Genomic DNA, 12,661 nt, shown 5'->3' with positions numbered 1-12,661 from the left:
TGGTTTTCTGTGTGTTTTTAAATTTGTATCAGAATTGTTTGTGTGCCAATCACCCTTTATACTGTAGTGAAAGGGAGTGTTTCTTTTGTTTACTACGATAAAAGCATGTACAGATTTTATTTTTACATTAAAGGCGGTTGATCATAAACGTGAACCTTTAGTCATGATGCGTGAAGTATTGGCGCGTTTAGGGGACCCGCATAACAAGTTGCGCGCCATCCATTTGGCAGGTTCCAATGGCAAGGGGTCCACCGTAAATGTACTGAGAGAAATGCTAGAGAATGCAGGATATCGGGTTGGTGCTTTTACTTCACCACATTTAACACGTGTCAATGAACGTATGACCATCAATGGAAAACAAATTCCGGACGAGCAATTTTTACAGTATATGAATAACGTAGCTTCAATCATTGAGGCAAATTATAATGGGGACTATCCAAGCTTTTTTGAGGTCGTCACACTTATTATGTTCCAATATTTCGCACATGAAGAAGTGGATTTTGCGTTAATTGAAACTGGGCTCGGTGGAAGACTTGATGCGACCAATGTCATAACACCACTTGTATCCATTATTACAACGATTTCTTTAGAGCATACGGCTTTTTTAGGCGATACATATGCGAAGATTGCTTTTGAGAAGGCAGGTATTATTAAAGAAGGTGTACCCGTAGTGGTTGGTGTTAAAAATAAAGAAGCACTTGCTACGATTCAAAAGGTTGCACAAGAACGTCATGCTAGGTGTCTTGTTCTAGGGCATGATTTTAACGTGATTGCACAGGAGCAGGAGATGGGCATGCAATCATTTCATTATCACAATGCGCATCTTGACCTCACAGACATTCAATTAAAAATGGCAGGAGCGCATCAAATCGCTAATGCGAGTCTGGCTATCACAACGATGGATTTATTACGTGAAAAAGGGCTTATTCATTTATCCGAAGAGTCAATGCGCCAAGCGCTACAACATGCACAGTGGGCAGGTCGCTTTGAACAGTTCCCTAATAATATTGTATTAGATGGTGCTCATAACTCAGAAGGAACTGCCGCATTGATTCGAACATTACAGAAGGTCTATCCAATTCAACGCTATCGATTTATTTATGCAGCTCTTTCTGATAAAGACCATGCCAATAGTATTGCGTTAATGGATGCAGTAGCAACTTCTATATCTTTTACACAAATTGGACTACCCAATGCCATGCCAGCTGAACAGTTAGCGATGTTATCAACGCATCAAGACAAACGATATAACAAAAATTGGAAATATATAGTAAGTGAAGTCATACAACATAAGGACCAACAAGATATTGTTGTGATTACAGGTTCGCTGTATTTTATAGCTGAAGTTCGCCAATGGATACAGGAGGGAGCACAATGATTCCTCAGTTTGATGATTATAAGAAAAAATGGGCTTTAACTAGTGATGATGTAATTAAGCCAGGGCTTACAGCGATTGAAGAAGCATTGGCACTTGTAGGGAATCCTGAAAGAACATTGCAAATTGTGCACCTTGCAGGCACGAATGGCAAAGGCTCAACATTAACATTTTTAGAGTCAATTGCGCAGGAACATGGCTTAAAAGTAGGCAAGTTCATGTCTCCATGCATTTTGAATGTGCATGACCAAATTCAAGTAATGCAACAACCTATTTCAGCACTAGAGATGGATCGCGTTTTTCATCAAATGAAGAATGCGGGGCTTAGCGGTAAACTAACGGATTTCGAACTTTTAACTGTCGCAGCGTTTTTGCATTTTGTCCATTGTGATGTCGATATTGCATTAATCGAAGCGGGTATGGGGGGCTTACTAGATAGTACGAATGTAGTGCAACCTATTGTCTCGATTATTCCGAGTATAGCGCTAGAGCATACAAAATTTTTAGGTCCGACTATTGAAAGCATTGCGCAGCATAAAGCAGGGATTATTAAACAGCATCGACCAGTTGTAATCGGGGATTTACCTTGTGAAGCAAAGAACATTATTGAGAGAGAAGCTAATGCAAAGCAAGCACCTGTTCTAGAGCTGAACAATCAATTCCATATTGTGCGGATGCATGACTATGAGAACTATAAAAACGATACTATGGACTTACATATCACAAATCTTACACGTCATATGAAAGGACCTCATCAAGCGAATAATATGGCATTAGCCATTACTGCATTTTTAGAAGTTGCGACTGCGCTAAATGTAGCAATCAACGTGGCAAGTATACGCCAAGGTATTGAAATGGCAAGTATTTTAGGACGATTTGAAGAGGTGTTGCCATATATTATTTTTGATGGTGCGCATAATCCAGCTAGTGCAGAAAAATTGGTAGAAACGGTTCGCCAAGCGTTTCCTAATGAGTCTATTACCTTTGTTGTCGGCATATTAGGTGATAAGGATGTAAAAGCAGTTTTGCAGTACTTAGAGCAAATTAGTGAGACATTTTATTTTGTTGATTTTGATAATCCGCGTGCGATGTCAGCACAAGATATGTTGGCATTATGTTATGCCCCGCAAAAAGCAATTTTGCAAAATACAATTCCATTTTTACAACAGCAATCAGAGAAGAAGTGTAGAACAATCGTAACCGGCTCTTTATATTTATTAACAGAAGTGCGCGGTAGCTTGCTTGACGGAAGCGGACATAGGGAGTGACAACTGTTTTTCCACTCCTGCGTGCGATTTAGATAGGGGATTGCTAGAAGGATAAGGATAGTTACTTGAGCAACGGCTTGTCAATTGCTTTCAGTATGTTACAAAATCGCCATGCAATTTATGTAACCAGTGGCTGTAAGTAACATTGGATTAAGTAGCTTGTGCCTGACACGGTAAAGGACACAAGTTACTTAATCATTGTAAGAAGGAAGATAGTCATCAATCCTTGCGATTTTAAACTTTATTGCAACGTATTTAGCACCAACAGCAAGTGCGGTTATAGTTGATCTAACGTATTATTAAAGGGTGCAGGGTGCAAAATCTTAGATTTTTTACAGATTTTTGTGAAACAAATGGATGGCTCTAATAAATTTTAAATGCGGAGGGGTTACTTATGAAATTTTTAAATAGTAATTTTTTTATTTTTATTTTGGCTTTTGTGATTGCTATTGCGTTTGTCAACCCGCCTGTAATAAGTGATGTTAAAAGTATAATTTATTTTTCTACGTATATTATCATTTTAAACTTAGCTGGATTTGTCACAATAAAGTTTATCTTTAACGTCTTTGATTTAACTATTTTGAAATTTAGTAAGCAATGAAAATTATAGGTTTAATTAGAAAGGTAAAGTCAACTCACTAATGGGTTGACTTTTTTATTTTTTTATCACTTATGTAAGTTCATGCCAACAATCACACTCTAGTGAGGCGTAGGCAAACACTTTATATAACAAGGTAAAAAATATAATGTAGAACCTCACCAATTTCTATTAATGGTAATGCATTAAATTAGCATTTAAGCATACTCTCTAACATATACTTATATGAAATAACAGCTGATAACAGTGTCGTCTTTTTTATGTTCGTTTTGATAGTTGAAGGAAGAGGTGATGAAGGTATGAAAATAGTTAGTCATGTAGTGAGAAAACAAGTAGTGCGTGCAATGCTAATTGGTGGTATTGTCGGGCTTTTTGGTGTTGCAGTTTTTTTAGGTGTTCTCCAAGCTAGTACCCAATTTTCTTTAAAAAAGGAAAGTGAAGTAGCGAAAAACGAAACTGAAACAGAGGCAGACTCCGCAACAATTCCGACAACAAGCGGTACTGCAAACTCAACTATGTTTTTTGCAAGTCAAGCGGGCGTATTTTCTAATTATGCAAGTGCAAGTGCATTTGTCTCTGAACATCCGTCATTGCAAGAAAGTGCAATTGTAGAAGTAGAGGGCAAGTTTTATGTATGGACAAGTATAGTGAACGAAGAAAGTGAGTTAGTGTTTTTAAAGGACCCACCAACATTTAAAAAAGTGTTTAGTGTTAGTGGTGAAAGTTGCAAGGAGGCGACAATTGCTGAAGTGATAAAAGTATTAGCTGATAAAAATACGACAAAATTAAATTTTAAAGAGGCAACGAAGGATTCCACTCTTCCTGCTGATTGGCAAAGTATTGGCAAGGCAGCAACCTCTATTTCTAGTGATTTAAGTATCGTGCGTCTCCAAATTTTTGCACATTATAAGTCCAAAAATGCTTGTCTTCAAACGAAATTCTAAGTCGAATAGTTAGCTATATGAGTGTTATCTTGATTTTTTGAAAATTTTCAAAAACCGTATTCTCCGTTATGATAGAGAGAAGGAGGAATGGTGAAATCATGTTTGAAACAAATCATAAATTAGTACTTGCTTCTGCATCACCACGACGAAAGGAACTGCTTGCTATGTTGGACCTTCCGTTTGATATTGTAACAAGTGATGTAGAAGAGACAAGTGTAAAAGCAACAACTATGCAGGATTATGTAACAGGTGTGGCACTGCTAAAAACACGAGATGTAGCTAAGAAAGTGCCAGCAGCAACGATTATTGGCGCAGATACAATCGTCGTTTTTAACAATGCGTTACTGCATAAGCCAAAAACACGGGAGGAAGCTATTTCACACTTATCTCGTTTATCAGGCAAGCGTCATACGGTGATGACAGCAGTTGCCATCATTGAGCCGAATGGTATAGAAACAACATTTGTAGAAGAAACAGCAGTTGTATTCCATACTTTATCACAGGAGCTTATAGAAGTTTATGTAGCATCTGGAGACCCTTATGATAAGGCGGGCGGTTATGGTATTCAAACAGCGGGAACCCTTTTAGTTAAACGAATTGAAGGAGATTATAACAATGTTGTCGGCTTACCACTTGCAGCGTTGTTTGCGCAATTGATAGCGAAGCATATTATTCAATTTGCGAAGGAGTGAAGCTATTGCCAACAGATGTTTTACCAAAAACGATGATTCGTGACGTCAATATGGCAGATCGACCACGTGAAAGACTACTTCGTCAAGGTGCAATGAGCTTATCGAATCAGGAGCTATTAGCTATTTTATTAAGGACAGGTACGAAGGAAGAATCAGTTCTTGCACTTGCGAATCGTGTATTAAGTACATTTGAACGTTTACACCATTTAAAACATGCAACTATTGAAGAAATGATTGCCATTAAAGGGATAGGGGAGGTAAAGGCAATTCAAATTTTAGCTGCCATAGAGCTTGGCCGGCGCTTGTCTCAAAAGCAAAATGATGACAAGTTTACCGTTCGTTCTCCGCAAGATGCCGCAGCATACCTTATGCCAGATATGACCTCTCTAAGTCAAGAACATTTTGTCGTCCTTTTCCTTAATGTCAAAAATCAAATTATGCATAAGCAAACGATATTTATCGGGAGCCTAAACGCTTCTATTGTGCATCCGAGAGAAATCTTCCGTGAGGCTGTCAAGCGCTCTGCCGCTTCTATTATTTGTGCGCATAATCATCCAAGCGGTATACCTACCCCAAGTCCAGAAGATATTGAGGTAACGAAACGAATTCAGGAGGCTGGCTATATTATTGGCATTGAATTACTGGATCACATCATCATCGGCGACCATCAATTTATTAGCTTAAAAGAAAAAGGTTATTTTTAGTTTTAATAAAGTAAAGGCTTTCCTACATACGTTTGTGCATTGAAATGTTGTTGAATGAAGGAATGGGCATGTCAACTCCTACGCGAAGTGAAGGCAAGGGCGTTAACATTCTCCATAAGCGTGTGCAATAGGTAATGGGACAGGTACGAAGAGGAAGTGCAACGAACCTAAGAAAGCGCTTGACGCGGCTCGTTGGTTTTTTCATTCAGATACATCATAATGCGCATTGAAGTTATTTGGACAAGCTTAAGCTCTGCATATATTTGCAGAGCTTTTTAGATTTCTGCAGAAGGTCTCAAAGTCTTAAAGTGGTTGTAAATACTTCCAAAGAAGATATCAGTTTTTAAAAGATAAAATTTTTATAGTATAATCTAGAAGTAGTATAGTTGTAGCAAATTTAAAAGTGGGTTAACTCAAAACGAACCTTTTTAATTGGATGACGTTATTGTATTCATAGAAATATCTATAGCATTCACAAAAATTGGTAGCCTATAATGCGTTGTCTTACATGAAAAAAAATAATATGCTAATCTATACGTACTATTTTTAGTTTACGAGGGAATTAAAATAGTAAGTTTTCTGCAAGAAGCGGTATGTGGCACTACAAATTCTTGCATTTATCCGTTATAATGAACGGTATGATTTTATGTCAACGATAGTATGGCTTAAATAGAAAGGGAGTACACAATTTGTTTGGATTAGGTAGTAAAGATGTCGGGATTGACCTTGGCACAGCGAATACATTAGTTTTTATTAAAGGGAAGGGCATCGTTTTACGCGAACCTTCTGTAGTAGCAAAGAATACAAAAACAGGAGATATCGTTGCAGTTGGTAATGATGCAAAAAATATGATTGGCCGTACACCTGGATCTATCGTGGCGATTCGTCCGATGAAAGATGGCGTTATTGCTGATTTTGATATTACAACAGCGATGATTGAATATTACTTAAAAGAAGCTTGTAAAAATTCTGGCGGTAATTGGAAAAAACCGAATGTAATGATTTGTGTGCCATATGGTATTACATCGGTTGAGCAACGCGCAGTTATCGATGCCTCTCGCCAAGCAGGTGCAAAAGAAGCGTTTACAATTGAGGAGCCTTTTGCAGCAGCTATTGGAGCGAACTTACCTGTTTGGGATCCAACAGGGTCTATGGTAGTTGATATCGGTGGTGGTACAACAGAGGTAGCAGTTATTTCTTTAGGTGGTATCGTAACAAGTGAGTCTGTACGTGTCGGTGGGGATGCAATGGATCAAGCGATTATTTCATATATCCGTAAATCGTATAACTTAACGATTGGTGAGCGTACGGCTGAAGCAGTAAAAATGGAGATTGGTACAGCATTTGCTGAAGGTCCAGATGAAAAAATGGAGATTAGAGGTCGTGACCTATTAACGGGCTTACCAAAAACGATTGAAATTTCATCTAAGGAAATTTCAGAATCATTGCGTGAAGCGGTATCGTCAATTATTGACGGTGTACGAAAAACGTTGGAACAAACACCTCCAGAGCTTTCTGCTGACGTTATGGAGCGAGGTATCGTGTTAACAGGTGGTGGCGCGTTATTAACGAACTTAGACAAAGTTATTAGCCGTGAAACCAATATGCCTGTGTTTATTGCTGAAGATCCATTAGATTGTGTAGCTATTGGGACAGGTAAAGCATTAGATCATATTGATTTAATTCGTCAACAACAAGTAAAAGGGTAAGGAGGTTTAGGCAATGCCACAGTTTTTTTTCAATAAGAAAGTAATACTGCTACTTGTGGGCATGGTTTTTCTTGTGGCATTGATTAGCTTCTCATTACGAGATCGGACGAATGCAACTTTACCAGAGCAAATTATTAAAGATACAGTCGGCGTCGCACAATCTATTGTTGCGAAGCCGGCAAATTACATAACTGGTATTTTTAATAATATTGACTCCCTCTTAAACACGTACGAAGAAAATAAACGTTTAAAAGCACGCTTAGAAGATTTTGCAGCTGTACAAGCCGAAGCATTGGTTTTAAAATCTGAAAATGAAAAGCTAATGGAACTTTCTAAAGCGGAAAGTTTAAAAGCTTTTAATCCAATTCAAGCAACGGTTATTGCTAGAAATCCTGACCAATGGGAAGAAAAAATTATTTTAGATAAAGGTTCTTCTCATGGGGTAGAAAAAAATATGGCAGTTATGACAGCGAAAGGGCTAGTTGGTAAAATCACGCTAGTAACCCCTTTCACATCTGAAGTAGAGCTTTTATATACAAACAATCCTAACTACCGTGTTTCCGCGATGGTTTTAGGAGAAAAAGAAGCATACGGTTTAATCGAGGGCTTTGATAAAGAACGAAATGAACTCATTATGAAGCGAATCGATTCTAGCTTAACGGTGAAAGAAGGAGAAAAAGTAGTTTCTTCTGGTCTTGGCGGTATTTTCCCTAAAGGTGTACCAATTGGAGAAATTACAGAAGTAAGTACAGATGATTTTGGCTTAACCAAAATGGCTTATGTAAAACCATCTGCTGATTTTTCAATTTTAGAAAATGTTGTGATAGCTAAACGAACATTGACAGTTATTGATGGTTCAGATGGTGACGCGACAAATGTAGATTTATCAAATCCACAAAAGGCTACTGTAGAGGGGGAAAAGTAATGGTTCGATTTCTCATTCCCTCTGTTGCAGTATTGCTATTTTTACTAGAACCAGAGTTTGCTATGCTTTCACCGATTGAAGTAAGTGGACATATCTATTATCTAGTACCCCGATTTTTAATTTTATACTTAATATTTATATCCATCTATTACAGCCGTCAACGTGCGGTAATGTATGGACTTTTTTTTGGTGTCTTGTATGATGTGTTTTACATTGATATTATTGGATTATATTCGGTACTCTATCCACTTATTTGTTTTTTAGCAGGGTCTATCGTGAAAATAATTCATCAGCACTTAGTTGTGACCACAACTATTTCAGTTGTTTTAGTAGCAATTTTAGAATTCGTACTCTATCAATTCTTCTATCTAATCGCTTTTACAACAATACCGTTAACGGAATTCTTACAATCACGACTACTACCAACAATCATTGCTAATACATTATTTTTAATGATTCTTGGTTTTCAAGTATCTAATTAATGCGCGTGTCTTACAGAGAGCACGTGAAGTTTCTTAATAACAAGAGCAACGTGAGGTGAGGCATTCATGAAAAAACAATTAGTTAATATGAAGGGAACAAAGGACGGTTTTGTTCTTCGTTTAGACGATCAATGTTCGTATGCCGATTTAGTAGAAGAGCTAAAACGAAAAGTTTCAGAAGGCGGTATCGATGGCAAGGTAGATGTTCAATTACATTTAGGCTATCGATACTGTTCTGATGAACAAGTAAAAGAGCTAGTAAAAATTGTTCAAGAATCGGAACAGCTAATTGTAGCAAAAGTGCAAAGTGAAGTACTGACTGTCCATGAAAGCAACCAGAAAATGATTGAAAGCCAACAAGATACATATGTAGGAGTGGTCAGGTCGGGACAAATTCTACGTGCCTCGGGGGATTTAGTAATTGTGGGGAATGTGAATCCGAATGGACGTGTAGAAGCTGGTGGTAATGTATATGTCCTTGGTAGGCTCAAGGGAATTGTGCATGCAGGTGTACATGGCAACAAGGAAGCGATTATTGCGGCATCTCGTTTAGAAGCCACACATATAATGATTGCCGATCAAGTTGAGGCAATGTCAGATGAACATGTAAAAGCGATTAATCAAGCAGACATGGCTTGTGCATTTATCGGCTATGATGGGCGTATTACGTACGATCAAATTCATGCGTTAAAAAATATTCGACCATTGTTAAATGTGTCTAAGGGAGGAAGCTAGTGTGGGAGAAGCAATCGTCATAACCTCAGGTAAGGGCGGTGTCGGTAAAACGACAACAACGGCTAACCTCGGGACTGCATTGGCTCTACAAGGGAAAAAAGTATGTTTAGTAGATACAGATATTGGCTTGAGAAATTTAGATGTTATTCTAGGTCTCGAAAACCGTATTATTTATGATTTAGTTGATGTTGTTGAAGGACGTTGTAAAATCCATCAAGCGTTAATTAAAGATAAACGTGTAGATGATAAACTATTTTTATTACCTGCTGCTCAAACGACAGATAAGAATGCTGTCACACCTGAGCAAATGGAGAGCTTAATAGAGGAATTAAAAAGAGACTATGATTATGTTTTAATTGATTGTCCAGCTGGAATTGAGCAAGGCTATCGTAATGCAGTAGCTGGTGCAGACCATGCTATTGTCGTGACGACACCAGAAATTTCTGCTGTTCGTGATGCGGACCGAATTATCGGACTGCTTGAGCAGGAAGAAATTACTGCGCCGAAACTGATCATTAACCGTATTCGTCAGCATATGATGAAAAATGGCGATACGCTAGATGTCAATGAAATTACAACACACTTGTCAATTGACCTGTTGGGGATTATCGTTGATAGTGAAGGTGTTATCTCTTCCTCAAATAAAGGTGAGCCAATCGTAATGGATCCAGCGAATAAAGCATCTTTAGGATACCGTAATATTGCGCGCCGTATTTTAGGTGAATCTGTGCCGCTCATGGCTATTGAGGATGAGCAAAGAGGCATGTTCTCAAAAATTAAAGCATTGTTTTCAAGATAATTTAAACCTTTTCGTGCGTTTGCGCGGAAAGGTTTTTTATGTTCCGTTGAATTGTGTGAGTGACTGGCACGTTTTTTGTGCATGAATGGACATGCTGCCTCATATAGTGTGAAAAAAGGATGAGAGCTTGTTTAAAAAATGGAAATGGGTTGTTATGATCTTGCTTGTGGCTACAATCATACTAGTAATTCGATTAGAAGACCAAGGTGTAATAGCAACACCGGTGCGAAAGCTTGTAACAACATCGGCAGATATGACATATTTAAGCGAGCTCGGAAAAAGTTTGCTTAAAAAAGAGGATGAAACGATAATGGTTTCAAGTGATGTGGGACAAACTGAGCTATTAACATTCGCCAATGCGCAAGTTTTTAAAGAAGGTTTTTTGTTGCAATATGAAGTGGGTCTCCCTGTTTATGCGGGGCAAAGTGGACTCGTTGTTTTTACAGGTCATACAAAATATACAGGTAAAACGATGACGATTAGCTATGAGGATGGTACAACGGTCACTTATGGCATGCTTGATAGTTTAGCACAGCTTCCATATACGACTGTACAGGCAAATGATTTAATTGGCATGAAGCAGACTGGACAACTCTATATTTCGATTGAAAAGGAAAAAACTCATTATAATCTAGAACAAATTGTACAGTGGATTGAATCGACGGAGACCGATGAAAGTTAAATTGCACTTACTCTGTATCCCTCTAATCTTTTTCATGATTTTGAGTGGCCAAATTGCTTACTATGCAATTATTTTAACTTCGTTGCTCTGGCATGAAGCGGCATTTATTGGTCGCAATGCTTTGCGGTGTTAAGATAAAATCATGTGTTATTTCACCTTATGGAGGGGAAATTGAATTTGAAAATCCAGCAGCTGTGCAGACATCTTCACTACTTTGGATTGCACTAGGAGGACCAATCGCCACAATACTGGGGATTGGCCTTGCTTTTTTCATGCCAGAGTTAATTGCAACACGATTAATTAATGTACAATTGGTGTTGCTAGCAATCAATCTCTTACCAATCATTCCACTCGACGGTGGCAGAATAGTGTTAGCATGGTTATTTTTATTTTATCCAAGTGTGCGATTAGTTGAATATTATTATTCGCTTTCTCTTATTTTTGCCTCTATACTATTCATAATAACTTTAATAAATTTACCACAATCCATTTTTTTAGCTGTTCTTTGCCTATTTATATGGCTACAAGTACTAAAAGAATGGAAATATCGCAAGTATCGTGTAGCATTTGAGAAATATGTAATGAACAGGTTGACTTGATAGAATTCGTGTGGTAGTATTTTAATGTTATTGTTTGTAGCACCCGTGCTACTACAACCGCTCTGGGAAGGTTTAAGTATCTTTGGATCACCTTCATATACAGGCGAGTCTGAGTCTAAGAGGAGGTGCAGTAAAATGTACGCAATTATTGAAACTGGTGGTAAACAAATCAAAGTAGAAGCTGGTCAAGAAATCTATGTTGAGAAATTAGGCGTAGAAGCTGACGAGGTTGTAACTTTCGATAAAGTTCTATTCGTAGGTGGCGAAAACGTAAAAGTTGGAGCTCCATTCGTAGAAGGCGCTACAGTAACAGCTAAAGCTGTGAAAGAAGGCCGTCAAAAGAAAATCGTTGTTTTCAAATTGAAAGCTAAAAAGAACTACCGTCGTAAACAAGGTCACCGTCAACCTTATACAAAATTAGTTGTTGAATCAATCAATGCTTAATTGTGAGGTGTAACATGATAAAAGTTACGATACATCATGATGAAAATAGACATGTGTCTGCATTTGAATTTTCAGGACATGCTGAGTACGACGAATCAGGTAAAGATTTAGTATGTGCAGGTGCATCTACCATTGCGATTGGCACGGTAAATGCAATTTATGCGCTACTACAATTACAACCAGAAGTTGAACAAGCAGCTGAAGGTGGAGGCTACCTAAAGGTAGATTTACCAACAGATTTAGAGCCTGAAATTGATACAAAACTACAATTAATTGTCCAAGTAATGACTGCTCAAGTGTATTCTATGGTGCAAAATTACGGACAATATATCCAAATCAACTACAACCAAGTAGGAGGTGGAACAGAATGAAATTGTTATTAGCATTAGACCTTCAACTTTTCGCATCGAAAAAAGGGGTAGGTTCTACTAAAAACGGACGTGACTCTGAGTCTAAACGTCTTGGCGCTAAACGTGCTGATGGCCAATTCGTAACTGGTGGTTCTATTCTTTACCGTCAACGCGGTACAAAAATTTACCCAGGTACAAACGTAGGTCGTGGTGGTGATGATACACTATTTGCTAAAGTGGACGGCGTTGTTAAATTCGAACGCTTAGGTCGCGATCGCAAACAAGTATCAGTATACCCAGCTACACAAGAAGCTTAATTTTAATAAAGTAGACATAAAGCGGAGGACTGCATTTA

The 12,661-nt window shown here is 38.0% G+C and carries 14 protein-coding genes, 1 pseudogene and 1 other annotated feature; all 15 genes and pseudogenes read left to right on the top strand.

Annotation, left to right across the window (positions count from 1 at the left end; genetic code table 11):
• Positions 1-85: 85 nt before the first annotated feature.
• The 15 genes and pseudogenes from LO754_RS16450 (at position 86) to rpmA (ending at position 12,623) form a co-directional block, all read left to right on the top strand.
• Entirely contained in the window at positions 86-1,378 is a 1,293-nt protein-coding gene (locus tag LO754_RS16450) for a bifunctional folylpolyglutamate synthase/dihydrofolate synthase (RefSeq protein WP_231784817.1), read from the top strand.
• On the top strand, positions 1,375-2,643 hold the full coding sequence (locus tag LO754_RS16445; RefSeq protein WP_231784816.1) for a bifunctional folylpolyglutamate synthase/dihydrofolate synthase: 1,269 nt from the start codon (positions 1,375-1,377) through the stop codon (positions 2,641-2,643). The genes LO754_RS16450 and LO754_RS16445 overlap by 4 nt, the downstream gene beginning before the upstream one ends.
• An 897-nt stretch (positions 2,644-3,540) precedes the next feature.
• The gene (locus LO754_RS16440) at positions 3,541-4,185 is read left to right on the top strand and encodes a hypothetical protein (protein ID WP_231784815.1); all 645 of its coding nucleotides are present in this window, start codon (positions 3,541-3,543) and stop codon (positions 4,183-4,185) included.
• 98 nt (positions 4,186-4,283) lie between these two features.
• Entirely contained in the window at positions 4,284-4,877 is a 594-nt protein-coding gene (locus LO754_RS16435; protein WP_024363191.1) for a Maf family protein, read from the top strand.
• A 32-nt stretch (positions 4,878-4,909) separates the two neighbouring features.
• Positions 4,910-5,581, top strand: a complete 672-nt coding sequence (gene radC / locus LO754_RS16430) for a RadC family protein (protein ID WP_029747282.1) — start codon at positions 4,910-4,912, stop codon at positions 5,579-5,581.
• A 689-nt stretch (positions 5,582-6,270) separates the two neighbouring features.
• On the top strand, positions 6,271-7,290 hold the full coding sequence (locus LO754_RS16425; protein WP_024363189.1) for a rod shape-determining protein: 1,020 nt from the start codon (positions 6,271-6,273) through the stop codon (positions 7,288-7,290).
• A gap of 13 nt (positions 7,291-7,303) precedes the next feature.
• Positions 7,304-8,215 (top strand): rod shape-determining protein MreC, encoded by a 912-nt coding sequence (gene mreC / locus LO754_RS16420; RefSeq protein WP_024363188.1) that lies wholly within the window; start codon positions 7,304-7,306, stop codon positions 8,213-8,215.
• Positions 8,215-8,734, top strand: a pseudogene (mreD, locus tag LO754_RS16415) (rod shape-determining protein MreD). The gene mreC and the pseudogene mreD overlap by 1 nt, the downstream one beginning before the upstream one ends.
• 29 nt (positions 8,735-8,763) lie before the next feature.
• Positions 8,764-9,432, top strand: coding sequence for a septum site-determining protein MinC (minC, locus tag LO754_RS16410; RefSeq protein WP_024363186.1), 669 nt, complete (start codon positions 8,764-8,766; stop codon positions 9,430-9,432).
• A gap of 1 nt (position 9,433) precedes the next feature.
• Positions 9,434-10,231 carry a septum site-determining protein MinD gene (gene minD / locus LO754_RS16405; RefSeq protein ID WP_024363185.1) on the top strand — a complete coding sequence of 266 codons (798 nt, stop codon included), beginning with the start codon at positions 9,434-9,436 and terminating at the stop codon, positions 10,229-10,231.
• Between the two features lie 127 nt (positions 10,232-10,358).
• Positions 10,359-10,913, top strand: coding sequence for a M23 family metallopeptidase (locus LO754_RS16400; RefSeq protein WP_024363184.1), 555 nt, complete (start codon positions 10,359-10,361; stop codon positions 10,911-10,913).
• Positions 10,914-11,005: 92 nt separating this feature from the next.
• The gene (locus tag LO754_RS16395) at positions 11,006-11,512 is read left to right on the top strand and encodes a zinc metalloprotease (RefSeq protein WP_231784814.1); all 507 of its coding nucleotides are present in this window, start codon (positions 11,006-11,008) and stop codon (positions 11,510-11,512) included.
• Positions 11,513-11,557: 45 nt separating this feature from the next.
• Positions 11,558-11,633, top strand: a sequence feature (ribosomal protein L21 leader region).
• A 14-nt stretch (positions 11,634-11,647) separates the two neighbouring features.
• Entirely contained in the window at positions 11,648-11,956 is a 309-nt protein-coding gene (gene rplU / locus LO754_RS16390; protein WP_010860053.1) for a 50S ribosomal protein L21, read from the top strand.
• A gap of 14 nt (positions 11,957-11,970) precedes the next feature.
• On the top strand, positions 11,971-12,327 hold the full coding sequence (locus LO754_RS16385) for a ribosomal-processing cysteine protease Prp (protein ID WP_024363182.1): 357 nt from the start codon (positions 11,971-11,973) through the stop codon (positions 12,325-12,327).
• The gene (gene rpmA / locus LO754_RS16380; RefSeq protein WP_024363181.1) at positions 12,324-12,623 is read left to right on the top strand and encodes a 50S ribosomal protein L27; all 300 of its coding nucleotides are present in this window, start codon (positions 12,324-12,326) and stop codon (positions 12,621-12,623) included. The genes LO754_RS16385 and rpmA overlap by 4 nt, the downstream gene beginning before the upstream one ends.
• Positions 12,624-12,661 lie beyond the last annotated feature (38 nt).

This window comes from Lysinibacillus sp. GJ-1 (assembly GCF_021166035.1).
Taxonomy (GTDB): Bacteria; Bacillota; Bacilli; order Bacillales_A; family Planococcaceae; genus Lysinibacillus; species Lysinibacillus sphaericus.
Note: the sequence above shows the minus strand (reverse complement) of the source record. Positions and strands in the feature narration are given on the sequence as shown.